We start from the raw sequence: 25,394 nt of genomic DNA on the forward strand, positions 1-25,394 counted from the left end.
TTTTTAAACAAAACTTTTTATAATAACAACAATTAAAGAACAAAACTAAGCGAAGACGCTTAAGAGTATTTACCCTTAGGCGTTTTTTTGCATATTCGCAGTCTTTTACACAGAAAGGAGATGAAAATATGCCAGATATGGTGAAAGTCGAAAACTTAAAAAAGAACTTCGGAGACCTTGAAGTTTTAAAGGATATCAGCCTGACGGTGAAGGAAGGTGAGAAGCTTGTTATTATAGGTCCTTCCGGTTCTGGAAAGTCCACCTTTATCCGGTGCATCAACTACCTAGAGGAGCCCACAAGCGGCAAAATTACAGTAGCAGGCACGGAAGTAACAAAAAAGAATCATCTGGAAATGGCAAAAAAGTATTCATCCATGGTCTTTCAGCAATTTAATTTATATCCCCATCTTACCGTCTTAGAAAATCTTACCCTGGCACCCATCAAGCTGCAGCATGTTCCCAAAGAAGAGGCAAAAAAGATTGCTTTAAATTGCCTGGAACGAGTTGGCCTTAAGGAAAAGGCTGGTAATTATCCAGTTCAGCTTTCCGGCGGACAGCAGCAGAGAGTTGCCATTGCAAGAGCCTTATGCACCAAACAGCCACTCATTCTGTTTGATGAGCCTACTTCTGCCCTTGACCCTGAGATGGTGCAGGAGGTTTTAAGCGTTATGGTAGAGCTGGCACAGGAAAATATTACGATGATCTGCGTGACCCATGAGATGGGCTTTGCCCGTCAGGTGGCGGACCGAGTAATTTTCATGGATGGCGGGTATATTCTTGAAGAGGGCACACCAGAGCATTTCTTTGAGTGCCCGGAACATGAAAGAACCAAAGCGTTCTTAAGCAAGATCCTGCATTAGGGTGTTTGTTTAATATAATTTAAAGATCTAGGAGGAAACAGATATGATGAAAAAGATGTTATCACTTGCACTTACACTTGCTATGGTGGCTTCCATTACCGCCTGCGGTTCTAAACCGGAGACGACAACCACAGCCGCTGAGACTACAAAGGCAGGGGAGACTGCGAAAGCAGGAGACGGTGCAGCCGCTGACGTTCAGAAAATTATTGACCGGGGAACCTTAAAGGTTGGTTGTAAATCCGATATTCCTAAATTCAGCCTTCAAAATACTGCCACAGGTGAGTACGAAGGATTTGAAGATGATATTGCTTATGAGATTGCAGGAAAAATCTTCGGATGTACCGCTGACGAAGCAAAAGAGAAAAAACTGGTTGCGTTCCAGGGCGTTACCGCAAAAACAAGAGGACCTCTCTTAGAGAACGGGGAAATCGATCTTGTTATTGCTACTTTTACCATCACAGATGAGAGAAAAGAAACTTATAACTTCTCTACACCATACTATACCGATGCAGTTGGTCTTTTAGTTAATAAGGATTCCGGCATCACTTCCATCGAGGGTCTTGACGGTAAGGTTGTAGGAATTGCTCAGTCTGCAAATACAAAAGAGATGACTTTAAAGTATATCGACGAAAAGGGCTTAAAGGTAAAACCTCAGTTCCAGGAATTTGATGGTTACCCAGCACTTGCTCAGGCTCTGGCAACCAAGCAGATCGACTGCTTCTCCGTTGACCGTGCCATCTTATCCGGCTATGTAAATGATAAGAACCATATCTTAGAGGATCGTTTTGCTGAGCAGGATTACGGCGTTGCATCTGCAAAGGAAAACACAGGTCTTGCAGCATTAGTAGAAGAGAAAGTTACTTCCATGATTTCTGACGGCTCCATGAAGAAGCTTCAGGATAAATGGGAATTACAGTAAGCTGTGATGTAAAGGAAAATTGACATGATTAAAGGTCTTTTTGATACAAAACGCTGGAATGCCCTGTTTCAGGCATTTCCCGAATATTATATACCAGGCTTTCTTATGACCCTTAAAATATCACTTGTTGGGCTTGCGCTTGCGCTTGCCCTTGGAGTGGTATTTGGTCTGCTTTCTACGGCAAAATTCAAACCGTTTCGGATTCTTTCACGAATTTACGTGGAATTCATACAGAATACGCCTCTGGCTCTTCAGGTGGTGTGCTATTATTCTATCCTGCCCATGCTCTTTTCCAGTTCCGGATTTCGTATGCCCAAGTTTATCCTGGGCGTCATCGGTGTTGGAATCTACCATGGTGCCTACATCTCTGAGGTCATAAGAACCGGAATCGAAGCCATACCGAAGGGACAGTCTGAGGCAGCATCTTCTCAGGGGTTTTCTTATCTGGAGACCATGTATCACATCATTTTGCCTCAGACCATAAAGATTATCCTGCCGCCTCTTGCCAATCAGGCTCTAGGACTAGTAAAGAACACCTCCATTCTGGCCATGGTGGCTGGTATGGATCTCATGTATTTTACCGATTCCTGGGGTTCCGAGCGAGGCTACTTTGCTCAGGCATACTTTACCAGTGCGGTTATGTACTTTATCATCTGTTTCCCGCTGGCAAGACTTGCCCGCTATCTGGAGATTCGTTCTATGAGGCTTCCGACTGCAAAAAGGCTTGAGATTACAGCAGATGAGGAGGTCGCATGATAGAATTATTTCACCAGATTTTTACCCCGGCTAATGTAATCTTTATGTTTAAGGGATTACAGATGACGGTTCTTATCGCAATCCTGGCTACCATTATCAGTATGATTTTTGGTACCATATTCGCTCTGATCCGGACCTATGCTTCCGGCAAATGGAAATGGGCAGGCGTGCTGGTTGCGATCTATACAGAATTTTTCCGCTGTACCCCAAACCTGTTGTGGATTCTTTGGATCTATTTTACGGTGAAAGGGAATAAAGTAGGAGTATCGGTGTTTGCTATTTCGCTCTTTACTTCTGCTGTTATGGCAGAGATCATCAGAGGAGGGTTAAACTCCATTCCCAAGGGCCAGTTTGAAAGCGCCCAGTCTCAGGGCTTTGGATTTATAAAGACTCTCTGGTACATTATACTTCCCCAGACTTATAAGAAGGTCATTCCTGCGCTTTTAAGCCAGGTCATTACAATCATTAAAGATACCTCCTTCTTAAAGATGGTGGACGTTGCAGAATTTATGAGAAACAGTTCCGTTGTACTTGGAAGCATTTACGATGTACGGGGCATGATGATGCTGTTTGCCTTCGAAGCCCTTTGCTATTTTACCATCTGCTTTGCGTTAAGCACGGTAGTAAGGCGTTATCAGAAAACCATAGTAACTGGTTAGGGAGGAACTTTTTGAATGAAAAAGTTTACAATCACGATTGCCCGTGAGTTTGGAAGTATGGGAGGTCCCATTGCAAGGGAGCTTTCCAAAGAACTGGGAGTGAAGTTTTACGACCGTGATATTGTGGAAGAGGTGGCAAAAAAGTTAAAGCTTCCAGTTTCCACCATAAGTGATGAAGAGGAAAAGTCCAAGCATCTGTTGTTTTCCCATATGTTTCCATTGGGGACGGATGAGGACTATATGCAGGATATCATTTTTGATGTGCAAAAGGACATCATTTTGGATCTTGCAAAAAAGGAAAGCTGTATCCTGGTAGGAAGATGCTCCAATCACATCTTAGAGAATCAAAAGAACAACATCAATATATTTATTTATGCTCCATATCAGAAGCGGATTGAAAACTGCGTCAATTCCTTAGGAATGACGGTCAGTGAGGCCAAGCGAATGATTCAGTCCGTGGACAAAGCAAGAAATACTTATCATAAAAAATATGCCGGATATCTTCCCAACAATCCGGAGCATACCAACCTTATGATTGATTCCTCTCTCCTTGGAGTGACAGGTACGGCACAGCTCATTGCTGGTGTGGTCCGTCAGCTTTTTGGGGAAGAATAAAATGGGAGAAGTTTCCTATTTAAATAGCCCTTTGAAAAAGAAAAGGATGAAACCTGATTCTTTTTCAAGGGGCTATTAATTATTTATAGCTGTTTACCAGTGGTTCACCAGAGGAGATTTGTTATGAATGGAAAACATATTACGATGGCGCCGACCAGTCCATTTTCAGAAGAGGCCATTCATTTGATGGCGGAGCTATCTAAGACGCTTAAAGATATTACGGGAAGCGGTGGAAGAAATTCCTTTGACCCAAACGATGTATGCAAGGATAGAGCCATGTTCGTAATTGCCAGGGATGAAAGTGGCATGCCCGTTGGCTGCGGTGCCTTTCGTCCTATGGATGAAAGGACTGCTGAGGTTAAGCGTATGTATGCAAAGGTAAAAGGAGTGGGAGCTGGAAACCAGATATTATCCTATCTGGAATGCCAGGCCAGGGAGATGGGGTATCAGGTGTTCCGTTTAGAAACCCGCAAGGTCAATGAAACGGCCATATCCTTTTATCTAAGAAATGGATATCAGATCATTCCAAACTACGGTCATTATGAAAACAGAACGGAATCTGTCTGCTTTGAGAAAAAAATATCAATTTGACAAATATTTGTAGTTTCCACTGTTTCTGAAATAAGACAAGGAAATGTAACCATCACTCCTTGACACTGAAAAAAAAATCTGCTATAGTTTACATTTGTGTGAAACGAGAGGATGAAGGTCTGAAACGTGCCTGTTACCTCTCGTTTTGTTTGCGAAAGTGTGTGTGTGCGGCCGTCGGCAACATGGGAACCCGGCAGGCCATGAGAAAGGAATTAATCATTTATGGAAACAGTTAGATTTGAAGAATTACAGTTAGATGAAAGAATTCTGCGGGCTGTAGCAGATATGGGATTCGAAGAGGCATCTCCTATCCAGGCCCAGGCAATTCCGGTGCAGTTGGAAGGAAGAGATATCGTCGGTCAGGCTCAGACTGGTACCGGCAAAACAGCAGCCTTTGGTATTCCTATGTTACAGAAAATAGACCCTAAGGTTAAAAAGCTTCAGGCGGTTGCTCTCTGCCCTACGAGAGAGCTTGCTATCCAGGTAGCAGATGAAATCCGTAAGCTTTCAAAATATATGCATGGCGTAAAAGTTCTTCCAATTTACGGCGGACAGGATATTGTGAAGCAGATCCGTTCCTTAAAAGACGGTACACAGATCATTATCGGTACTCCAGGCCGTGTGATGGACCATATGCGCCGCAAGACCGTTAAGTTTGATTTTGTTCATACCGTTGTTATGGATGAGGCTGACGAGATGCTGAACATGGGATTCTTAGAAGACATGGAAACCATCTTAAGCCAGCTTCCGGAAGAACGCCAGACTGTTATGTTCTCCGCTACCATGCCTCCAGCTATTATGGAAATCGCAAGAAAGTTCCAGCAGGAGCCGGTAACTGTGAAAGTGGTAAAAAAAGAACTGACCGTTCCGAAAGTAACCCAGTATTACTATGAAGTAAAACCAAAGAGCAAGGTAGAAGTTATGTGCCGTCTTCTTGATATGTACGCACCAAAGCTTTCCGTTGCTTTCTGTAATACCAAAAAGCAGGTAGATGAGCTGGTTCAGTCCCTTCAGGGCCGCGGTTATTTTGCAGAAGGTCTTCATGGTGACTTAAAGCAGATACAGCGTGACAGGGTCATGAACAGCTTCCGTAACGGTAAGACAGAGATCCTTGTGGCTACAGACGTTGCAGCCCGTGGAATCGACGTAGACGACGTAGAAGCGGTATTCAATTACGACCTTCCCCAGGACGATGAGTATTATGTACACAGAATCGGCCGTACCGGACGTGCGAACAGAGAAGGTATTGCATTCAGCTTTGTTGTAGGCAAGGAAGTTTACAAGCTCCGCGACATTCAGCGTTACTGCAAGACCAAGATCGTACCTCAGGCCATTCCTTCTTTAAATGACGTAACAGCCATTAAGGTTGATAAGATTTTAGAGAGCGTTGCTGGTACCATCGGTGAGACTGATTTAAGTAACATGGTAAACATCATTGAAAAGAAGCTTCTGGAAGAGGATTACACCTCTCTGGATTTAGCAGCAGCTCTTCTTAGAAAATTGATGGGCGAAGAGAACGAAGATATCATCGATACAAGAGAACCTCGTTCCCTTGATGAGCTGGATGGCTATTTTGGCGGCAACAGCGGACGTGGTCGTGGCAGAAGCAACGGCGGACGCGGCGGCAGAGGCGATTCCTCCAGAGAAAGAGAAGACATGGCTCGTCTCTTCATCAACATCGGCAAGAACCAGAACGTGAAGCCAGGTGATATCCTTGGAGCCATCGCCGGAGAATCCGGTATGCCAGGTAAAATGGTGGGAAGCATCGACATGTATGACAAATACACCTTCGTAGAAGTTCCTAGAGAAAATGCGGACATTGTATTAAAAGCCATGAAAGATGTAAAGATCAAAGGAAAAAATATCCATATGGAAAAAGCCAACGGAAAAGGCAAATAAATTTTCGGGAGCGGAGCAGGAAGGAAAGGCGTAGCCTTTCCTGGTATGTTTCGTTCTTTTTTTGTCTCCTTCTTTCTTTACAATACTGGGAAAAAGGTTTTCTTGCGTACTGATGAAAAAAAAGATACAATAGGTGTACATGAAATAATCTAAAATGCCGGTGTTGGAAGCTTACAGGCTTCTATGGCAAACGTGTCAAGATGGAGGATGTTATGTCAGAGTGGAAGAAAAATGACAAGTTCGAAACAGTCATTGAAGATATCAGCGAGACCGGGGAAGGAATCGGTAAGACCGATGGCTTTACCTGGTTTATTAAAGATACAGTAATCGGAGACAGGGTAGAAGCAAAGGCTATGAAGACCAAGAAGTCCTATGGCTTTGCAAGGATGGAGAGAATCCTGGAACCGTCTAAAAACCGTGTGGAACCAAAGTGCCCGGTCGCAAGGCAATGCGGAGGGTGTCAGCTTCAGGCCATGGATTATAAGGAGCAGCTTACATTTAAGGAAAGAAAGATATACAATAACTTGACTAGGATTGGTGGATTTACTGAGATTCCCATGCTTCCTATTATTGGAATGGACGAGCCGTGGAGATACCGGAACAAAGCACAGTTTCCATGGGGAATGGATAAGGAAGACAATATTATCACTGGATTTTATGCAGGACGTACTCACTCTATCATTGGGTGTGAGGATTGCTTGCTGGGAATAGAAGAGAATGAGGATATTCTTAAGATAATTAAGGCTCATATGGAGCGGTTTGGACTTCGCCTTTATGATGAGGAAACTCATAAGGGGCTTATTCGCCATACGCTGATTCGGAAAGGATTTAAGACCGGGGAGCTGATGGTCTGTCAGGTGATTAATGGAAAGAGCCTGCCTCATCAGGAAGAGCTGGTAGAGGAGCTTTTAAAGATTCCGGGTATGACCAGCATTTCTTATAGTGTCAATCGGGAAAAGACCAATGTGATTATGGGAAATCAGGTGGAGAACCTTTACGGACCTGGATATATTTCAGATTATATCGGAGATGTGAAATATCGGATATCCCCTCTTTCCTTCTATCAGGTTAATCCGGTGCAGACGGAGAAGCTTTATGGTACAGCCCTTGAATATGCCGGGCTTACTGGTGGGGAAACGGTTTGGGATCTATATTGTGGCATTGGAACTATATCACTGTTTTTGGCTCAGAAGGCGAAAAAGGTGTATGGAGTTGAGATCGTGCCTCAGGCCATTGAGGACGCCAGGGAGAATGCGAAATTAAATGGTATGGAGAATGTGGAGTTCTTTGTTGGGAAGGCCGAGGAAGTACTTCCGGAGCAGTTTGAGAAGAATCAGGTGTATGCGGACGTGATTGTGGTTGACCCGCCTAGAAAAGGGTGTGATGAGGTGTGTCTTGATACCATTGTGAAGATGGGGCCGAAGCGGGTGGTTTATGTGAGCTGTGATTCTGCTACTCTTGCAAGGGATTTGAAGTATTTGGCGGAGAGAGGGTATGAGCTTAGTAGGGTTAGAGGGTGTGATATGTTTCCGCATTCTGGACATGTGGAGACGGTGGCATTATTAACTCTTGTATGAGCTAAATCCTTGAATTTATAGCAATTCAAGGATTAGCTATGCAAGTTATCAATTATATTTTCAATTTCTTTTGAAAGCTATTCATTTTGGAGTTTCTTCAATGTGTTGAATGCCAATTTTAAAGAGACCATGGCAACAAGGCTAGAGATAAGGTCAGACAGAGCACCAGCTCCCCATACACCATTTAATCCTAAGAAATTAGGTAAAATAAGCAGTAGAGGTATCAGTAAAAATACTTGTCTTAAAAGTCCTAAAAATGTTGCCTTTTTTGCTTCACCAATAGCTTGAAAGTAGCTTGCTCCTACTATTTGAGCACTTATAAGCGGAAGCATGAGTAAAAACAGACGCATTCCGGTACTTGCCTTTGAAATAAGGTCTGGTTCACGGGTAAAGATACTTGAAAGCATTACAGGAAAAGCCTGAACAAGTATAAATGTGATTGTGCAGACTGAAGAAACAGCAGCCAGTTCCAGTATTAATACCTGTCTAACTCTGTCAAAGCGTTTGGCGCCAAAATTAAAGCCTATAATTGGTGCAGCACCTTGCGTGATACCCATAGCAGACATAAGAAACAGAACCATCACAGAGTTGATTATGGTCATTGCACCTATGGCTACGTCACCGCCATATGTTTTAAGTGCGTTGTTGGATATGATACTGACAACAACTGAAGATAACTGCATAGCGAATGGAGCAAATCCAATGCTGAGTATCGATTTTATAGTCACGAAATGGAGCTTTAATTTATTCATTTCAATTCTTATTTGACTCTTTTTACTGAGGAAGTGATGTATAACCATGATGGCTGTTACGAGTTGTGCGATGATTGTTGCCCAAGCCGCACCAGAGATGCCCATATCAAGAGTGAAAATGAGAAGCGGATCCAAAATAATATTAGTGAGTGTTCCAATAAGCACAATCACCATTGATTTGAGAGGATGTCCTGCAGCTCTTATCACATTTATTAGTCCTGTTCCAATGCCTTGAAATACAGAACCATAGAGAATTAGGATCATATAATCCAGTGCATAAGGCATAGTTGCATCACTGGCACCAAATGCTTTCAGTATAGGAATTTTAAACGTCAGTCCTAAAAATGTCATGAGAAGCATTAAACCAACAAGCAATGTTATGGCATTGCCAAGTATGTCTTTGGCTTCATCCTTATTATTTTCTCCTAACTTAATAGAAATGAGTGCTGAAGCTCCTATTCCAACTAAGGAACTTACGGCGGATAGCATCATCATAAATGGTAAACTCAATCCTATTCCGGTCATGGCAAGACTACCAATTCTGCCAACAAATATTCTATCAACTAAATTATATAAGGAATTAATAATCATACCAGCAATAGCGGGAAGTGAATATTTGAGTAAAAGTCTACTGACTGGCATGGTAATGAGAGAATCAGTATTTGATTCCATATTTTATTTCTCCTTCTTAACAGCTAAAACAGTATATATGGCATCATTAATTTTAGTGGTTTTCAAAATTTTAAAGCCAATCAATGACAAAGCTTTTTCGAGTTGCTCTGAGCCAATTCGAATGGACATTGGTGGACCATTGATAATTAAGTCGTCCTTTTCATACTCCAGACATAACAAGTGTCCTCCTGTTTTTAGCACGTCAAATATACTAGAGAGCGCTTTTGCGAGTGAACTTACTTCGTGAAGTATTAAAGAGGCCATAACAAAATCAATACTGTTATTTTGAATGCTTAAGTTTTCAATAGAATCCTGAATCAGTTCAATATTAGTAAGCCCTTTTTCCTTGGCCTTTTCTTCTATAACACTGAGCATACGTCTATCAGGATCCACTGCGTACACTTTGCCGGATGTGTTTTCTGCCATAGGAATTGTAAAAAAACCTGAGCCGGCACCAACATCGAGCAAAGTATGTTCATTTTGAATTGGCATTTGTCTAATAAGTGTCTCTGGTGATATAAGATACTCCCTTTGCCTGCTATCTAAAAAAGCAATTTTGTTTGCAAATTTTTCATCTGATTCGTTATAATGATGCATGTGATTCATAATGTTACCTCCTTTTATATATAATACAGACTGTAAATATCTATAATTGTGGTAAAAAATGAGCAGTTGCAGCTGCCTTTTTTCTAACTCATTTTTTATACGATGTCATAAATATGTTTTTCTTTAAGGTGATTGACCATTTTCTCTTCGGCGTCTCTCATAACCTTTTCTATCTGACAATCGCGATTCTCGTCCATCTCACAAGTAAAAAGTGCGCCACTGCCTTCAATGGCTTGAATGACGTCATAAAAGCTTATATCAGTCTTAGGTTTCCTAAGGCTATAACCTCCGTTTACTCCAGGCGTAGATTGAATAAGGTTAGCCTTGACCAATTGAGTTAGTATCTTGGACAGGTAGGTAGGTGATATATCCATGTGACTAGCTAAAGGCTGAAGACTTAAATTGTCTTTGCCTTCTTGTTTAACGAAATAGGCTATTATATGCAAAGCATAATTTGTTGCCTTCGTATATTTCATAATAGCTCCTCCTTAAAGATAATATAGACTGTATTTATCTGTGATTATACATGATAGATATTGCTGTGTCAATAATAATTTGTAGCCCCACAAGAGTTGGTAGAATCGATTGTGCAGCTTAAACGTACAGTCGATGTGCAGTGTCCTGTCTTATCACAATTGACATTGGCTCGATTTATGAACGAAGGGTATTTAAAACGTCACATATTGCAAAGAACTCACCTGATTCATGGGTTGACGGATACGTTCGGAGAAAAGGTTCAAATATAGGGTGATGCTGCGGGTTTGCAGCTTATTGCAACTTGGCCAGGACGAAATGTTGATTCTTTGACTGTAATGGAGCGTGAGGAGCATCGTATCAAATTCTACCCAGCCGAGCGATACACCATTCGCAAAGATCAGTATAATGACAGCCTTATTATGAGGTTTGGCAATGCGAACGAGGCTCAGATTTCCAAAGGAATTCAAGCTCTTGCGCAATATATATAATACAGTGAACTGTTATGTTCAAGCCTTGGTAAAACAGATAAGCAGATACTGACTAATCTTATAATGGAGTGATAAAATGAACCATGTAGGCACACTTATGACCAGAATTAAAAGTAGGTATTTTTAAATGAGAATATCTAAAATTTGCTTAAATATATAAACTGATGTAAGATATTATTAATCAGTATTAAGGTGAATTAGCTTTAGAAAGTTAGATAAAACAATCTGTTTTTCAATTAAATATATAATTTTAAAGGAGATGGATGATAATGAACGGAAAAAATGTAAGAGTAGGCGCTTGTCTATATGCCAGCGACATGGACAGCATGGTTCGATTTTACAGAGATACATTGGGATTTGATACTCAATGGGCTGGTGGGGATTTCGCAGAGTTTGAAACGGCTAGCGGTGAGCTATCCTTGTTCATGTATAGCAGGAAAGCATTTGTGCAGGCAATAGGGGAGAGCTACGTTCCTCCAAAAGGGATTAATCAGACATTTGAAATTGCTCTTTGGCTGCCCTGTTTTGCCGATGTGGATGCGGAATATAAGCGACTATTAAAGCTAGGCGCAAAGTTTCCGACTGGAGAACCCATAACCTATCCTTTCGGCATACGAAACTTTTATGTTGCCGATCCGGAGGGGAACCTACTTGAGATAGGCAGTAGGAGTGAAGGGTAAATTGGAGAATCGTACTATTACAAAGGCTCTATTTATGTGCACTCTTATCTATATAACAAGTAAGTAATCTGGAAATCATTGATTTTGAGGAAAGTAGTTATATGATTTTAGATGAAGTGCTGGGTAAGGCGGTACGTTATATTAATAAGATGCTTGATATGGTAGATCATGAGTCTTTCTCTTAACAATTTATCTGTAATACCTGCTTACCTGTCCATCAGAAGCATTACTTAATTGGGGGTTAATATGAAAAATATTTTTATAGAAGGAATACAGGGGTCCGGTAAATCAACATTGATGAAATCACTATATGAAAAACTCAATGGATACCATATGTATTTAGAAGGAGATATTTCTCCAGTTGAGCTGGCATGGTGCAGCTATATGACAGAGGAAGAATATCAGCAATCTCTCGTAAGATTTCCTGATTTAGTGCCAGAGATAGAAAAGCATACAAAAAAAGAAGATAATCATTTTATTGTAGAATATACGCAAATTGTCACGGATGTAAAAGGGTTTCATCATTATATGGAGCAGTATGAAATCTATAATGGAAAGCGGTCATTTGATGACTTTCAAGGCATAATAATGAGCCGATTACAAAAATTTCAAGGAACAGGAAATCTGTTTGAGTGCTCTTTATTTCAAAATATTATAGAAGAACTCATATTATTCTATTGCAAGACAGAGGAAGAAATCATCGGTTTTTATAGCGAGATATTTGAGATTATCAAGCAAAAGAATTTTGTATTGCTCTATCTCTACTCTGATGATATAAAAAGTAATATTTTGAAGATTAAAAAAGAGCGTTCCGATGAAAACGGCGTGGAGATGTGGTACCCTCTTGTGATGAGATATTTAAATGAGTCACCTTATGGTAAGAAATTTGGATTTTCGGATATATCAGACATTGTCGCGCATTATAAAAGACGTATGAATCTTGAAGTGAGAATTATAAAAGAGATAATGGAAGGGTATTCGATCATTTTACCTGCCAAGATTTATGATATAAATGATGTTATAAATAAAATGGAAGAATAGCATAATATGTTTACCATGTAGTGTATAAGACAGCTTTCATAGTATATGGAGACTGTTTGCTATAGGGGAAAAGTAATATTTGAAAGGGTGGGCGTTGGTTTAATCCAACGCTTTTTTACATGGAATTTATTATAACAGTAGAAAATATATGAATATTATGATAAAATCCCTTATATATTACAAATGTAATATTAAGCTACAAACATTGTATGAGGGGGATTCAATATGAAAATATCAAATGTTAAAAAAACAGAAAAATGGAGTTTGCAAAAAGGTACGGTTGTTAAAATGAGTATTTTTTATCTTTTAACATTAATACTTTGTTTAAGCTGTATTGGCTGTAATAAAGCAAACGATACCAACAATAAAGTGAAATCTGAGGATACCACATCAGTATCAGATACTCCTGCAATCACAACTTCTCAGGATACCTCAATAGAAAAGCAAACATCTCCCAATGATATGGAGGTTACGAAAGCTGCACCAGTAATGGAAGCCGTGGACTATACGGATTGCTTTGACAACTTCAAAGGTTGTGCTGTCTTTTTCAACAGCACTAAAAATACATACTATATGTATAATCAAGAGTTATGCAAAGAACAGTCATCGCCTTACTCCACCTTTAAAATTATTTCAACTTTAATGGGATTAGAAACTGGTGTTTTAAATTCCATCAATACGACCATGGGATATGATGGAACCAAATATTCCAATGAAAAATGGAATCAAGATTTAAACTTAAAGGATGCATTTAAAGAATCCTGTGTATGGTACTATCGAAAAGTCATAGACCGTGTTGGCCATAGTGAGGTCCAAAACTGGCTTGATCAATTAGATTACGGAAATTGTGACATCAGCGAATGGGAGGGCAGTGGAGCGAATTCTATGCCTGCGTTGAATGGATTTTGGTTAGAATCCTCATTAAAGATTTCCCCCAAAGAGCAGGTAGATACCATGGCAAAGATTTTTGAGGGCAAGACCAATTTTTCTGAAAGGAATATCAATATTCTCAAAGAGGTGATGCTAATTCAGAAAGATGAAAGGCTCTCTATCTACGGAAAAACAGGTTCAGGAAAAAATGGTAAAGGCTGGTTTGTAGGTATGTTTGATAAAAATGGTGAAAGATACTACTTCGCAGTGCATTTAACCGAGGAAAACAGAAAGGACTCATGGGGACCAAAGGCAAAAGAAATAGCACTGAATATAATTGATAACTATTATTCAGAACCATAGATTCAAAAATTGGAATTAATTTAATCACTAAATATAAAAAGCCTATTGTATATCTCAATATAGCGGGTGTAAAATAGTGTAAGCTAAGGGCTTTAGCCATAGTTCTTGTCGTTAACCATGCAAATATACCTGCCCGACTGCCCAAAATCTTTATAGAAAAGCTGGTTTTTCCGATACGGGCCTTAGAAGAAATGAAGCGCTGGGGTTGCAGTTTATTTATAACTATAACTATAACTTGACATAAGTATTTTTTCGTTCATGCCAAGAGTACTGTATGGCTGGTGCAATCTATTTTGATTAAATGAAAGTGATAGAAAGGCTAAATAATGAAAAAATACATAATTACGATACTTGCAGTATCCTGGGGCTTAACGGGTCTGATATTTTTAAATCCAAAAACAGCAATAAATAATTTTGGACTCATCATGTTTATTCCTTTGATTATGACAATCATCTTTCATAAAATCGAAGAAAAGAAAACGGGCATGAAAGAGAAAATATTAAAAAAGCGTTTTAATAGAAAAGCAATGCTGTTTGGGTGTCTCTATCCAATTGTATTTGTTATGATATGTGCAGGGATAGCAGTTATGCTTGGGCAAGGTACGGTTGTGTTAGACAAGGAACCGGTTGTTTGGATTATCAGGCTCCTGGTAACCGTCTTAATTGGACTGTTTTCTGCACTTGGTGAAGAATATGGTTGGAGAGGTTATTTGCTTCCCAAATTAACCAGTATTTACGGAAAGAAGAAAGCAGTTTTATTGACAGGAGCAGTCTGGTCATTGTATCATATACCAGTTGTCTATTTATTAGCGAAGTTAACAGGGCTTGGAAATCCACTACTTATATGTGTGATTCAGGCGGCAGTTGTATTTGTTTCAAATTTTGCTTTTTCATTTTGCTATTACTTGTCAGATAGCATAATACCTGTAATATTCTATCATTCTATCTGGAATACATGGAACACCGCAATCTTGGGTGATATCTACACTGGAAAACAGGGGATTGTTCATGGTAAGATATTTATCGTAAATGGGGAAGGGGTAATTGGACTGGCAATAGCTGCAACCGCAATTAATTATTTCTGGAAACAGTTTGATAATTATAAAATAAAGAATATCGCTTAAACTTGAAATAAAGTAGCAAGTTGAATCGATTCTAGAATAATAAGGAAAAGGCAAGAATCTGGCTTATCAGGCCAAATTCCTGCCTTTATTTTTATCAATATAATCGCTGATTTATGTGATTATTTACTTATCTCGTCATAGGTCTTGTTAAATAAGTGGCGGGTCTTGTCCAACCTGTCATCTGGTTTTCTGGCTTGTGTAAAAGTTTCACCAGTATTTTGCTGGTAGCCTGCTAGTTCGGTTAAATAAACTCCACGGCCATTTGTGAACTCTGAAAGATGCTCTTTGTATAATTGGGATGTGCGTGCTGGAATTTTTCCCGACACTATAATTTCATTATGCTGTGTTTTCATAGATTCAATTTCTGCATGATATTTCTTCAGGTCATTATAAACACGTGCATTGCAGTCTTGTGGAATGTAAAGTTCGAAGGATAAACAGGGCTCTAGCAGCTCCGTACCTGACTGTCTGAAAGCCTGCTCCAGTACAATGGGAGCCAAATGTCGAAAATCAGCAGGTGTGCTTACAGGACTGTAATATACACCATATTCAAAGCAAACCTTAAGATCGGTTACCTCCCATCCATACAGCCCTTGCTCACAGCCGTATCGAATCCCCTCTTCCACAGCATTTTGAAATGATTTATTTAAATATCCATAGGAAACCTTACTTTCATAACATAGACCGGTTCCGATGGGAAGCGGCTCTATGGATAATCCGATGGATGCCCAATAAGGATTTGGCGGAACCTCAATATGAGCAGTGAATGCTGTTTTTTTAATGGGCCGTTCCTTATAAATAGTTGTTACATTTTCTATTTTCACAGGAAGGTGGTATCTGCTCTGCAATAAAGAAAGGGTTACTTCCATTTGCACCTTTCCAAGAAACTCCATAATGATATCAGTGCTTCTGGAATCCAATTTGTATTGCAAAAGAGGGTCAGTTTCTGCCAGTTCCGACAAGGCCTCCAGCAGACGCGCTCTGTCGGAAGGATAGACAGGGGCAATGTTGGACTGCATGATCAGATTTTGATTATTTAAAATTATATTTTTATAAGGTATCGCCCCTATGGAATCTCCAATTTTACATCGGGTTTCATTGGGAAGAATTGCAATATCACCGCATGGAACACGATCGGTTTCAACGATTTTTCCATTGCTGGACATCTCTAATTTCTTTATTTTAATGCTGTCAGAATGATTTTTTAACTTTAGTACATCACGAGTTCTTAGTGTTCCGCCCCAAATACGCATATAGGTGCGTTTGTTCCGATTGTCATCTCTTTCGATCTTATATACCAGCGCAGAAAAGTTAGGGTCTGGTTGTAATGTATAAGACTGGAATTCCATTATAATACCATCCATCAGTTCCTTTGTACCTATATGTTTAAGGGCACTGCCGTGATAGATAGGCAAAAGGCTGGCGTTACTCATATGTTTCGCTCTGCTCATAAATAGTTCCTCGGTTGTAATGGGCTGATCCAGTACATATTTCTCAAGCAAAGCCTCATCCCCTTCAATAATTATATTTCTAAATTCATCGGTTAGTTGATCCGGTCTGCTGGTGATAAGTGCATTTTCATTATCAATGCGTTGCATGATTAAAATGTGAGAGGTTAATTTCTCCTTGATGTCTTTATAAAGGGAATCAAGATCAATGTCAGGCTGGTCGATCTTATTGATGAAAATTAAAGTGGGAAGTTTTCTTTTTTTGATGGCATCAAATAAAATACGTGTCTGAGCCTGTATCCCGTCTTTGGCTGAAATCAACAAAATGGCACCGTCTAATATATTTAGTGAACGCTCTACCTCGGAGTAAAAATCCATGTGCCCTGGAGTATCAATAAGATTAATTTTAACATTGTTCCATTCATAGGAGGCTATGGAGGCTTGTATTGTGATTCCTCTTTGTTTTTCCAGTGCCATAGAATCAGTAATAGTAGAACCGCTATCCACACGTCCCGATTCAGCAATGGTACCGCTGGTAAAGAGCAAACTTTCTGTTAATGTTGTTTTTCCTGCATCTACATGCGCCAGAATACCTATATTTAAAATTTTCATAAATTGCACCTCAAAGAATTGTTATAATAAAAAAAGCCCTGTGATCAGAATACTTTCATCACAGGGGCTTGCTATCATAACAATTATGAGCACAACATGAAAAAACTGTAAGAGGGTTAATTTACAGCGTGGCATCAATAATATATGAAAGTATTCTTAAATAAAGGTACAAAAACCAAACCTATTACATCTGTAATAAGGCCTCATCTTTCATACCTGACATCATTCAATTGATTGTTATTTAAGAATACCCTGCCGCATTGTAGTTTATCTCCTTTGATTGCTTCTTTCATGTTACCTCATCAATCCTTCTTTTGTCAAGCTCACTTCTTGCAAACTGGAAGGCGTAAATACAAGAATTAACAATGACAAAGGCTAAGTAAGGTAGTATAATTATTAGGACTGCGGCCAACGGCCGTTTATAGTGCCCTAACAACATATGTACAATTTATCAGGAGGATTTTATTTGAGTAAAACAATCACAGAACCTTGGATCAAGCTGAAAAATAATCTGACCCGTCAGGATTACCAACAAATTCACGCACTGGAAACTCTATGTGCCAACGAAGATCAAGTTTCTTTCAAGCTCGAGCTAGACTATAAACTTAGCGTAGAAGAAACCAGTACAGACAAAGTGTGCCATCACCACATCAACGAATTCATGTACTTTGATGGAGAGCAGTTGATCGGATATATAGGCTTATGCAGCTTTGGAGGTCCAGCCATGGAGATTAACGGCATGGTACACCCTGATTACAGAAGGCAGAGGATTTTTACTAAGCTGCTTGAGCTGGTGGTTTCAGAATGCAAGAAGAGAAAATCAGGAAGTATTCTTGCTTTGTGTGATCATAGATCTGTTTCCGGTCAGAAATTTTTAGAGAAGGCAGGAGCCATCTATCAATCTTCTGAATTTGAGATGTATCTAAACCGGGAGACCTATGAGACAATCCAGAAGGAAACTCTTGGTCTCACTTTTAGAAAAGCAACCAATGAGGATGCCAGAGAGATTGCAAGACAAGACGCAATTTATTTTTCTGACATTACGGGAGAAGAGAATGAGGAAGATGCTGACGAAAAGATTCCTCTGCTTGAAGATGAAGAAGAACATGGCAACATAACTTATCTGCTGGAAAAAGACCAACAGGTCATTGGCAAGGTGAAGCTGGAAACAATCAATGGAGTCACCGGAGGAATCTACGGGTTAGGGATACTGCCGGAATACCGCGGGAAAGGATATGGACGGGCACTCTTGTTAAAATCCATAGAAAAACTACTAGAGGCAAAGGCAACGGAAATTATGCTTCAGGTCGCCACCGGAAATTCCAAAGCGCTGAACCTGTATCAATCCTGTGGATTCCAGGAGACATACCGAATGGATTATTACGAACTGAATCAATAGCAGATATAAGGACGGGATAATTAAATGGCAGTGATTTCTATTGCCAAAGATTACAAAGTCATTTACACTATAATATAACGTCTTTAAATTTTTCAATATAGAAAGAGACTGTACTACAACTGGTAACTTGAAAACGGATTTATTATAATGGAGAAAACGAAATGTCAATGAACGATATAGAGAAAATGAAAAAGTTAATTGAAGAAAAGAAAGCAAAAGGCGGCTTTTTACAGGCTGAAAAAAAGATCGGTTCTGGTAAAGTGGAAAAACGGAATAAGAACATAGGCGTTGAATTTACAAGAACTCATAAAATATCACAGTAAGCACAGCAATATTCATAGCGCCGCCTAGGGGATAGAAAGTTATCACTCAGGCGGATGGCATTGATAAAAAGAAACATACAAAAAGAAACATCAAATTACTAGAGCAGATGGGGACTTATTTTAAGTGCCATCTGCTCTTTCCATATAATCATGGATACCATACCGATATCACATTGTTTTTTCTGTGATAAGTAAGTATGATAGGTTATAGATAAATTAAAACTTATAGAGGAGAATGAACAAATGAATATAAGATTAATACCAATCTGTGATAATGACATTGCCGCCTATAAAAAAGATATGCAAGAGGCATTTCAAAAGGGGGCAGCTCATGAGTTCGGTGAATTAGATGTTGAAATACTGCCAGAAGAGGACATAGATAAATCTCTTTCAAACAAAGGGTCCGTGGCGTACAAAGCGGTAGCGGATGAAGATATAGTAGGCGGTGCAATTGTTGTAATCAATGAATCCACCCAGCATAATCACCTTGATTTTCTCTATGTAAAGCATGGTGTGCAGAGCAGGGGCGTTGGGCAGGAGATTTGGAAGGCCATAGAGAAACATCATCCCGACACAAAGGTGTGGGAAACGTTTACCCCTTATTTTGAAAAGAGGAACATTCACTTTTATATCAATCGCTGTGGATTCTCTGCGGTAGAATTTTTCAATCCCCATCACAAAGATGTAACAATCCCTGAAGATATGGTGGGTGGAGATTATTTCTTCCGCTTTGAAAAAGTAATGAAGTAAGAAGAAGTATTACCCCTTAGTCATTAAATCAACGAGGAGCAATACATTTCTAACTTTTCTTCAGAGAGAATATGAAACCGCTTTTGGCGAAATTCAAAGTAATGATTGCGCTTGCATTCGGCAATGGAACGATTTAAGCTCCTGATTGGGATGAGTGTCTCAGTACAAACGTCTTGTTTCGTAAGCGTCGCTAAATCACCTGATTTGTGATGAGTATAAATGCAGTAAAGAAGCCGGTCGCCTACGCTTAACAGTGAAATTGAAGTAAGCTTTTGAGAGCTTCGTATAAGCTTTTCTGTAAGCTGCCTGATAAGAAATTTAGTGAATTCAAAGTCAGCCTTCATCCATTCAAAGACCTGTTCTTTTTGAATTAGAATCGTGCTGCAGTCTGTATGGGCCACAACCTCAAGTGTTTTTGTATCATTATGAAAGAGCTCCAATTCCCCAAAACATTGATATGCCTCATATGTGTATAGCACAAAACCAGCCCCCGAGGGATTTTGAATCAGTACATCAGCGGTTCCCTTTATGAGGATGTACAGGTAATTATTTTCTTCTCCCGGATATAAGATATAACTTCCTTTGCTGTGCTCTTTATAGACAAAGGAAGTTTTCAAAAATTCCGGTGCGGTATTGATAAAATGAGACAGATCCATATTGACCTCCAATTTATTTTCAGTTTTGGTCATTTGACCTATTTATATATTACCATCTGTCGTAGAATTTAATCAACAGGAATCAGTCCTGAAAAAACGAATAAGATTACATGGGAGGTCATATGAGAAGAATTATAATTGATACGGATTGTGGCAGTGATGATGCAGTTGCTTTAATCATGGCCTTAAAATCAAAGGATATTCAGATTGAGGCAATTACAACTGTTTGTGGGAATGTGCCCCTTGAATTAGCGACAAAGAATGCTTTAATGACGATCCAGGTTACCAATGGGCAGAAGCCACCATTATATGCAGGTGCTTCTAAGCCGCTGATGAGGGAATTAGTAACCGCTGTGAATGTCCACGGGAATGATGGAATGGGAGATTTAGACCTAATCCACCCTTTGTTAATGCCAGAAAACATGCATGCAGTGGATGCCATTTTAAATATGGTGGAACGTTATCCAAGTGAAATTGAAATCGTTGCTATCGGCCCTGTTACCAATATTGCTTTAGCGATTATGAAGGAGCCCTCCATCATGAAAAAGGTAAAGCATATCTATTCCATGGGGACCGCTGGCTTTGGAAGAGGTAATACAACACCGGTTGCCGAATTTAATGTTTACGTTGACGCAGAAGCTTATGACATCATGCTAAGATCGGAAATCCCAATCACCATTATAGGCTTTGACATTTGTCTTGGAGACGCTGCACTGAATAAAAATGATATGGAACTGCTGATGGAGAGTGGGAAGGAAGAAGCCGTTTTTGCAGTTAAATGCAATCAGTCTTTGCTGGAGTACAATCTAAAACGCAGCGGTGAGCATATCGTGGATCTGCCGGATGCAGTGGCCATGGGGGTAGTTCTCTGGCCTGAGATCGTTACGAATTCAGCAGAGTGCTTTTCTAAGACATGTATCATGGACCCAATCACCTATGGACAAGTGATTATAGATGACGGGGCCGTACTGGCAGTCTCAGATGGGTTTACGGTTCAGAAGCCAAATTCAACGGTGTGTAAAGCAATTGATAATCAAGCATTTAAAACAAAGATGTTTCAAAGTCTGCTTCAATAAACTATAAATCAAAATCAATCTCAATATTTTATAAGAGGCTGGCAGTCAGGAGCGACTGTAACTATACGGCATTTCACCAAGACAGAATGGTGTTTTATAAGAATCTGTCAGATAAGTATGATAAGGTGATAGGTCAGGTCGCTCCTTTTTGCTGGTTGCAATTTATATTCATTCAAAGATTTAGATATCAGTAATTCATTGTGCATATTGTATAAAAAACCATCTGCATTTTGATGAAAGTTCACACGTTGACATAATATTGGTTATCCGCTATACTAATCATAGACGTAAGGTTTGTTACTCTTTGAGGCATCACCTGATTTATTTGGTGTGCATTCAAGGAGTTTTTTGTTATCTAAAAATACGGATGAAAGGAATAATCATGAAGGCGATTAAGAAGATCAACAACAATGTGGCAATATGTGTAGATGATAATAATAAAGAATTGATTGCCTTTGGAAAAGGGATTGGATTTCCCTCTATGCCCTACCAGATAACAGACCTTGGTTCCATTTCTATGACATTCTATCGGATGGATAAGAGCTACTATAAGCTCTTAGAAGAAATTCCGGAGGAAGTCTTCGAGGTGTCAGCCCTGATTGTAAAAAGGGCCCAGAATACCTTGGACTGCAGGCTGAATCCCAACCTGTTGCCGGGACTGGCTGATCATATTAATTTTGCATTGATTCGTTTAAAGAAATTTAAGAAGATGAAGATGTTGTTTTCCTACGATGTGGAACAGCTTTATCCGGCTGAAACAGAGCTTGGAAGGTATGCAGTGAACCTGATTCAAAAAAAGCTTCTGGTTAAATTACCGGAGAGTGAGATTACCAACATTGCAATGCATTTTGTCAATGCAGAAGAAGAGAACATAAACGATTCCTCAAAATGGGATGTGGAGTTGTTAATTGATGGGATCACCAATGAAATCGAGAAATGGTTCGGAGTATCCATTGATCGGAAAGGGTTCAATTACAATCGGTTTGTGATGCACCTTAGATATAGCCTGAAGCGGATTGAGGAGAAGAAGCAATTTGAGGATGATAACGGCAAACTTTTTGAAATCATGAAAGAAGAAAGCCCGGAAATCTATAAATGCTCTTTAAAGATAAGTTCCATCATAGGAGATAAGCTCCAGGAACAAATTACACAGGATGAGATTTTGTACCTGATGATACACATCAGCCGAATCTTGAAAAATAATACAGCGAATTAAGGATTGTTACTCTTAGGGAGGCATGACCGGAGCTGACGCAATAAAATCATTGCGTCTCTTCGGTTTTTTTATTTCAATAAGAACATTTTAAACAAGAGAGGGAGAAAAGCCATGGCAAAAAAAGAAAGATATGAAGAGCTTTCAGAAAAAGTACTGGAGCTCATCGGCGGTAAAGATAATATCAGTTACTTTGGTCATTGCATGACACGTTTAAGATTTAATTTAAAGGACACCAGCATTGCCCATATAGACGAAATTAAGAAAATAGACGGAGTCATAGGAGCTCAATGGTCCAACGAACAATTACAGATTATCATCGGACAATCTGTTGGTGATGCGTATAAGCTGATCTGTAAAAAGGCAGGTCTGGCTTCTGAAAAAACAGTAGAGGAAAATTTAGATGACAATAAGAAAAAGTTTAGTATAAGTGCAGTTTTAGACGGCATTTCAGGAAGCTTAATGCCGTTGATACCAGCCCTCATTGGCGCAGGTATGTTAAAGGTGGTTATCATACTGGGCGAACTTCTTGGATTTTTGACCCCGGATATGCCGACACACGCGGTTCTATCCTTTGCATCAGATGCAGGATTTTATTTCCTTCCAGTCTTTTTAGGTGCTACCGCAGCCAATAAGTTTAAGGCCAATATGGGGCTTGGTATGCTGCTTGGAGCAATTTTAATTCACCCCAAAATGGTTTCCAATGTAGCAGAAGGGGTAGGAATGTCCATCTTTGGTCTTCCGGTTTACGCTGCCTCCTATGCAAGCACTATTTTCCCGGTCATCATGGCAGTATTTGTTATGTCCTATGTGGAAAAGTTTTTTAGAAAGATTTCAAGTGACTCCGTAAAGACGATTGTAGTGCCGCTGGGTACCATTATAGTTATGCTTCCATTGACCTTATGTCTCATTGGACCAGCAGGTTCCTTTTTAGGAGTTTATTTAGCAAAGGGAATTATGTTCTTATATAATACCACTGGTTTCTTTGGTGTGGCATTGCTGGCGGCTGTATATCCGCTGTTAGTAATTACAGGTATGCACGGAGCCTTATTCCCATATATGATGCAGTCCTTTGCGTCCTTTGGATACGAGCCGATTGTCTGTGCAGCAGCTGTTATCGCTAATATCAATCAGGGGGCAGCAGCCGCAGCCGTAGCAATAAGATGTAAAGACAAAAGGACTAAATCAACGGCAGCCTCCAGTACCATCACAGCCATCATCGGCGGAGTGACAGAGCCGGCCATGTTTGGTGTGAACTTAAGACTAAAGAAGCCACTGTATGCCGTTATCATTGGAAACTTCTGCGGAGCTGCTTTTGCAGGACTTATGAAGGTATATGCCTATGCGTTATCCGGAAGTGCAGGAATCTTTGGCGTTCCAGGGTTCATAGGACCCAATGCCTTAAATGTTGTCTATATGGGCATCAGCCTTTTAATCGGCGTTGTGGTAACATTTATAGTAACACTGTTTCTGTACAAAGGCGAAAGTATTTACTAAATGAATGGAGGTAATATTCAATGAGTTTTCCAAAAGGATTTTTATGGGGAGGAGCTACGGCTGCCAATCAGTTTGAAGGCGGCTGGAGGGAAGATGGGAAGGGCGATAGTGTCTGTGATCATATGACAGGCGGAACAGCCACAACACCCCGTTACTTTACCAATACTATCAAAGAGGACACCTATTACCCGTCCCATGAAGCGGTGGACTTTTTCCACAGATACAAAGAAGACATTGCACTTATGGCAGAAATGGGCTTTGGAGTGTTCCGCCTCTCCATTAACTGGACCCGCATTTTCCCAAGGGGAGATGAAGAAACACCAAATCAAAAGGGACTTGATTTTTACCGCTCTGTATTTGAAGAATGTAAAAAGTATGGGATTGAGCCATTGGTCACCATATCCCATTATGAGCTTCCTTATCATTTGATGGATGCATATAGTGGCTGGACGAACCGGAAATGCATTGATTTCTTCCTTCACTATTGTAAAGTGTTATTTGAAGAGTACAAGGATCTGGTCAAGTACTGGCTGACCTTTAATGAAATCAACTGTCTTATTATGGGAGTTGGTGATATTTTATCTGCTGGCATTAAGTGTGAAGATGGTCCGGCTCAGGTTCTGGGACTTCCAAGCACAAGGGAGCAGCTGGCAAATCGCTTTCAGGCTCTTCACCATCAATTTATTGCCAGTGCAAAGGCAGTGAAATTAGGTCATGAGATAAATCCTGAATTTCAGATTGGCTGTATGGTGGCAGGCGGTGCCATTTATCCTTACACCTGTAATCCCGATGATATCTTAAAGGCTCAGCAGGATATGAGAATGAACTATTTTTGCGGAGATGTACAGGTGAGGGGAGAATACCCCCATTTTACAAACAGAATGTTTAAAGAGATGGGCATTTCTATTGCCATGGAAGAGGGAGATGCCAATATCCTAAAGGAAGGAACCGTCGACTTCTACAGCTTCAGCTATTATATGAGTACCTGCTCTACCGTTGACAGTGAAGCCCTGAAGGCTGCCGGAAATGTGGTCATGGGCGTAAATAATCCTTATTTAAAATCAAGTGACTGGGGCTGGCAGATTGATCCCAAAGGTTTAAGATATCTCTTAAATGAGCTGTATGGCAGATATCAGATTCCTATGATGGTGGTCGAGAATGGACTGGGAGCCATGGATCAAGTGGAAGAGGATGGCAGCATCCACGATCACTACCGGATTGATTATCTTCGTGAGCATATCAAACAGATGGAGGAGGCCATTGGGGACGGTGTGGATCTCATCGCTTTTACTCCATGGGGCTGTATCGATCTGGTGAGTGTCTCCACTGGTGAGATGAAGAAGCGGTATGGATTTGTATACGTGGATAAAGACAACGATGGAAATGGAACCTTAGACCGGATTCGTAAGGATTCTTTTTACTGGTACAAAGAAGTGATTGCATCAAATGGGGAAACGCTATAATATTACCT

At 40.1% G+C, this 25,394-nt stretch carries 24 protein-coding genes; 19 read left to right on the forward strand and 5 right to left on the reverse strand.

Annotated elements, in window-relative coordinates:
- Positions 1-128 precede the first annotated feature (128 nt).
- From OW255_RS02015 to rlmD, 8 genes are all read left to right on the forward strand, one after another.
- Positions 129-860 (forward strand): amino acid ABC transporter ATP-binding protein, encoded by a 732-nt coding sequence (locus OW255_RS02015; RefSeq protein ID WP_024837567.1) that lies wholly within the window; start codon positions 129-131, stop codon positions 858-860.
- Between the two features lie 43 nt (positions 861-903).
- Positions 904-1,779 carry a transporter substrate-binding domain-containing protein gene (locus tag OW255_RS02020; protein WP_268115455.1) on the forward strand — a complete coding sequence of 292 codons (876 nt, stop codon included), beginning with the start codon at positions 904-906 and terminating at the stop codon, positions 1,777-1,779.
- Between the two features lie 24 nt (positions 1,780-1,803).
- Positions 1,804-2,535, forward strand: a complete 732-nt coding sequence (locus OW255_RS02025; protein ID WP_024837565.1) for an amino acid ABC transporter permease — start codon at positions 1,804-1,806, stop codon at positions 2,533-2,535.
- A complete protein-coding gene (locus tag OW255_RS02030) occupies positions 2,532-3,194 on the forward strand; it encodes an amino acid ABC transporter permease (protein ID WP_024837564.1) in 663 nt (220 codons plus the stop codon). The genes OW255_RS02025 and OW255_RS02030 overlap by 4 nt, the downstream gene beginning before the upstream one ends.
- A gap of 15 nt (positions 3,195-3,209) precedes the next feature.
- The gene (locus OW255_RS02035; RefSeq protein ID WP_268115456.1) at positions 3,210-3,809 is read left to right on the forward strand and encodes a cytidylate kinase-like family protein; all 600 of its coding nucleotides are present in this window, start codon (positions 3,210-3,212) and stop codon (positions 3,807-3,809) included.
- A 123-nt stretch (positions 3,810-3,932) separates the two neighbouring features.
- Positions 3,933-4,400 (forward strand): GNAT family N-acetyltransferase, encoded by a 468-nt coding sequence (locus OW255_RS02040; RefSeq protein WP_268115457.1) that lies wholly within the window; start codon positions 3,933-3,935, stop codon positions 4,398-4,400.
- Positions 4,401-4,622: 222 nt separating this feature from the next.
- The gene (locus tag OW255_RS02045) at positions 4,623-6,299 is read left to right on the forward strand and encodes a DEAD/DEAH box helicase (protein WP_268115458.1); all 1,677 of its coding nucleotides are present in this window, start codon (positions 4,623-4,625) and stop codon (positions 6,297-6,299) included.
- A 212-nt stretch (positions 6,300-6,511) separates the two neighbouring features.
- On the forward strand, positions 6,512-7,876 hold the full coding sequence (gene rlmD, locus OW255_RS02050) for a 23S rRNA (uracil(1939)-C(5))-methyltransferase RlmD (protein WP_268115459.1): 1,365 nt from the start codon (positions 6,512-6,514) through the stop codon (positions 7,874-7,876).
- A 77-nt stretch (positions 7,877-7,953) separates the two neighbouring features.
- Here rlmD and OW255_RS02055 read toward each other — a convergent pair whose 3' ends face one another.
- The 3 genes from OW255_RS02055 to OW255_RS02065 form a co-directional block, all read right to left on the reverse strand.
- Positions 7,954-9,300 carry an MATE family efflux transporter gene (locus OW255_RS02055; protein WP_268115460.1) on the reverse strand — a complete coding sequence of 449 codons (1,347 nt, stop codon included), beginning with the start codon at positions 9,298-9,300 and terminating at the stop codon, positions 7,954-7,956.
- A gap of 3 nt (positions 9,301-9,303) precedes the next feature.
- Positions 9,304-9,906 (reverse strand): class I SAM-dependent methyltransferase, encoded by a 603-nt coding sequence (locus OW255_RS02060; protein WP_268115461.1) that lies wholly within the window; start codon positions 9,904-9,906, stop codon positions 9,304-9,306.
- A 95-nt stretch (positions 9,907-10,001) separates the two neighbouring features.
- Complete coding sequence (locus OW255_RS02065; RefSeq protein ID WP_024837558.1) at positions 10,002-10,382, reverse strand: RrF2 family transcriptional regulator; 381 nt, start codon at positions 10,380-10,382, stop codon at positions 10,002-10,004.
- Positions 10,383-11,140: 758 nt separating this feature from the next.
- Between OW255_RS02065 and OW255_RS02070 the strand changes: the two genes are divergently transcribed.
- The 4 genes from OW255_RS02070 to OW255_RS02085 all read left to right on the forward strand — a co-directional run bounded on the left by OW255_RS02070 (position 11,141) and on the right by OW255_RS02085 (position 14,949).
- The gene (locus tag OW255_RS02070; protein ID WP_035317700.1) at positions 11,141-11,551 is read left to right on the forward strand and encodes a VOC family protein; all 411 of its coding nucleotides are present in this window, start codon (positions 11,141-11,143) and stop codon (positions 11,549-11,551) included.
- 246 nt (positions 11,552-11,797) lie between these two features.
- Positions 11,798-12,592 carry a P-loop NTPase family protein gene (locus tag OW255_RS02075; protein ID WP_024837555.1) on the forward strand — a complete coding sequence of 265 codons (795 nt, stop codon included), beginning with the start codon at positions 11,798-11,800 and terminating at the stop codon, positions 12,590-12,592.
- Between the two features lie 225 nt (positions 12,593-12,817).
- Entirely contained in the window at positions 12,818-13,825 is a 1,008-nt protein-coding gene (locus OW255_RS02080) for a penicillin-binding transpeptidase domain-containing protein (RefSeq protein WP_024837554.1), read from the forward strand.
- Between the two features lie 326 nt (positions 13,826-14,151).
- Positions 14,152-14,949 (forward strand): CPBP family intramembrane glutamic endopeptidase, encoded by a 798-nt coding sequence (locus tag OW255_RS02085; RefSeq protein ID WP_268115462.1) that lies wholly within the window; start codon positions 14,152-14,154, stop codon positions 14,947-14,949.
- Between the two features lie 119 nt (positions 14,950-15,068).
- Here the strand turns inward: OW255_RS02085 and tet are convergent, their stop codons facing one another.
- Positions 15,069-17,009 carry a tetracycline resistance ribosomal protection protein gene (gene tet, locus OW255_RS02090; protein WP_268115463.1) on the reverse strand — a complete coding sequence of 647 codons (1,941 nt, stop codon included), beginning with the start codon at positions 17,007-17,009 and terminating at the stop codon, positions 15,069-15,071.
- Positions 17,010-17,475: 466 nt separating this feature from the next.
- On the opposite strand from tet, the gene OW255_RS02095 reads away from it, so the two are divergent.
- The 3 genes from OW255_RS02095 to OW255_RS02105 all read left to right on the forward strand — a co-directional run bounded on the left by OW255_RS02095 (position 17,476) and on the right by OW255_RS02105 (position 19,481).
- Entirely contained in the window at positions 17,476-18,408 is a 933-nt protein-coding gene (locus tag OW255_RS02095; protein WP_024837552.1) for a GNAT family N-acetyltransferase, read from the forward strand.
- A 161-nt stretch (positions 18,409-18,569) separates the two neighbouring features.
- The gene (locus OW255_RS02100) at positions 18,570-18,731 is read left to right on the forward strand and encodes a hypothetical protein (protein ID WP_155857769.1); all 162 of its coding nucleotides are present in this window, start codon (positions 18,570-18,572) and stop codon (positions 18,729-18,731) included.
- 243 nt (positions 18,732-18,974) lie between these two features.
- Positions 18,975-19,481: a GNAT family N-acetyltransferase gene (locus tag OW255_RS02105; protein WP_268115464.1), complete on the forward strand. Its 507-nt coding sequence runs from the start codon at positions 18,975-18,977 to the stop codon at positions 19,479-19,481.
- A 23-nt stretch (positions 19,482-19,504) separates the two neighbouring features.
- Here the strand turns inward: OW255_RS02105 and OW255_RS02110 are convergent, their stop codons facing one another.
- Positions 19,505-20,137 (reverse strand): Crp/Fnr family transcriptional regulator, encoded by a 633-nt coding sequence (locus OW255_RS02110; RefSeq protein WP_024837550.1) that lies wholly within the window; start codon positions 20,135-20,137, stop codon positions 19,505-19,507.
- 122 nt (positions 20,138-20,259) lie between these two features.
- Here OW255_RS02110 and OW255_RS02115 point away from each other — a divergent pair, with 122 nt between their 5' ends.
- From OW255_RS02115 to ascB, 4 genes are all read left to right on the forward strand, one after another.
- On the forward strand, positions 20,260-21,213 hold the full coding sequence (locus OW255_RS02115; RefSeq protein WP_024837549.1) for a nucleoside hydrolase: 954 nt from the start codon (positions 20,260-20,262) through the stop codon (positions 21,211-21,213).
- A 382-nt stretch (positions 21,214-21,595) separates the two neighbouring features.
- Positions 21,596-22,429: a PRD domain-containing protein gene (locus OW255_RS02120; RefSeq protein WP_024837548.1), complete on the forward strand. Its 834-nt coding sequence runs from the start codon at positions 21,596-21,598 to the stop codon at positions 22,427-22,429.
- Positions 22,430-22,540: 111 nt separating this feature from the next.
- Positions 22,541-23,923 carry a PTS transporter subunit EIIC gene (locus OW255_RS02125; protein ID WP_268115465.1) on the forward strand — a complete coding sequence of 461 codons (1,383 nt, stop codon included), beginning with the start codon at positions 22,541-22,543 and terminating at the stop codon, positions 23,921-23,923.
- Positions 23,924-23,943: 20 nt separating this feature from the next.
- The gene (ascB, locus tag OW255_RS02130) at positions 23,944-25,386 is read left to right on the forward strand and encodes a 6-phospho-beta-glucosidase (protein WP_268115466.1); all 1,443 of its coding nucleotides are present in this window, start codon (positions 23,944-23,946) and stop codon (positions 25,384-25,386) included.
- Positions 25,387-25,394: the final 8 nt, after the last annotated feature.

This window comes from Lacrimispora xylanolytica, from assembly GCF_026723765.1.
GTDB classification, from domain to species: domain Bacteria; phylum Bacillota; class Clostridia; order Lachnospirales; family Lachnospiraceae; genus Lacrimispora; species Lacrimispora xylanolytica.

Bases quoted from the DNA above. Each gene is read 5' to 3' on its own strand.
- OW255_RS02015 (WP_024837567.1), top strand. From the start codon at position 129: ATGCCAGATATGGTGAAAGTCGAAAACTTAAAAAAGAACTTCGGAGAC.
- OW255_RS02020 (WP_268115455.1), top strand. From the start codon at position 904: ATGATGAAAAAGATGTTATCACTTGCACTTACACTTGCTATGGTGGCT.
- OW255_RS02025 (WP_024837565.1), top strand. From the start codon at position 1,804: ATGATTAAAGGTCTTTTTGATACAAAACGCTGGAATGCCCTGTTTCAG.
- OW255_RS02030 (WP_024837564.1), top strand. From the start codon at position 2,532: ATGATAGAATTATTTCACCAGATTTTTACCCCGGCTAATGTAATCTTT.
- OW255_RS02035 (WP_268115456.1), top strand. From the start codon at position 3,210: ATGAAAAAGTTTACAATCACGATTGCCCGTGAGTTTGGAAGTATGGGA.
- OW255_RS02040 (WP_268115457.1), top strand. From the start codon at position 3,933: ATGAATGGAAAACATATTACGATGGCGCCGACCAGTCCATTTTCAGAA.
- OW255_RS02045 (WP_268115458.1), top strand. From the start codon at position 4,623: ATGGAAACAGTTAGATTTGAAGAATTACAGTTAGATGAAAGAATTCTG.
- rlmD (WP_268115459.1), top strand. From the start codon at position 6,512: ATGTCAGAGTGGAAGAAAAATGACAAGTTCGAAACAGTCATTGAAGAT.
- OW255_RS02055 (WP_268115460.1), bottom strand. From the start codon at position 9,300: ATGGAATCAAATACTGATTCTCTCATTACCATGCCAGTCAGTAGACTT.
- OW255_RS02060 (WP_268115461.1), bottom strand. From the start codon at position 9,906: ATGAATCACATGCATCATTATAACGAATCAGATGAAAAATTTGCAAAC.
- OW255_RS02065 (WP_024837558.1), bottom strand. From the start codon at position 10,382: ATGAAATATACGAAGGCAACAAATTATGCTTTGCATATAATAGCCTAT.
- OW255_RS02070 (WP_035317700.1), top strand. From the start codon at position 11,141: ATGAACGGAAAAAATGTAAGAGTAGGCGCTTGTCTATATGCCAGCGAC.
- OW255_RS02075 (WP_024837555.1), top strand. From the start codon at position 11,798: ATGAAAAATATTTTTATAGAAGGAATACAGGGGTCCGGTAAATCAACA.
- OW255_RS02080 (WP_024837554.1), top strand. From the start codon at position 12,818: ATGAAAATATCAAATGTTAAAAAAACAGAAAAATGGAGTTTGCAAAAA.
- OW255_RS02085 (WP_268115462.1), top strand. From the start codon at position 14,152: ATGAAAAAATACATAATTACGATACTTGCAGTATCCTGGGGCTTAACG.
- tet (WP_268115463.1), bottom strand. From the start codon at position 17,009: ATGAAAATTTTAAATATAGGTATTCTGGCGCATGTAGATGCAGGAAAA.
- OW255_RS02100 (WP_155857769.1), top strand. From the start codon at position 18,570: ATGTCAATGAACGATATAGAGAAAATGAAAAAGTTAATTGAAGAAAAG.
- OW255_RS02105 (WP_268115464.1), top strand. From the start codon at position 18,975: ATGAATATAAGATTAATACCAATCTGTGATAATGACATTGCCGCCTAT.
- OW255_RS02110 (WP_024837550.1), bottom strand. From the start codon at position 20,137: ATGGATCTGTCTCATTTTATCAATACCGCACCGGAATTTTTGAAAACT.
- OW255_RS02115 (WP_024837549.1), top strand. From the start codon at position 20,260: ATGAGAAGAATTATAATTGATACGGATTGTGGCAGTGATGATGCAGTT.
- OW255_RS02120 (WP_024837548.1), top strand. From the start codon at position 21,596: ATGAAGGCGATTAAGAAGATCAACAACAATGTGGCAATATGTGTAGAT.
- OW255_RS02125 (WP_268115465.1), top strand. From the start codon at position 22,541: ATGGCAAAAAAAGAAAGATATGAAGAGCTTTCAGAAAAAGTACTGGAG.
- ascB (WP_268115466.1), top strand. From the start codon at position 23,944: ATGAGTTTTCCAAAAGGATTTTTATGGGGAGGAGCTACGGCTGCCAAT.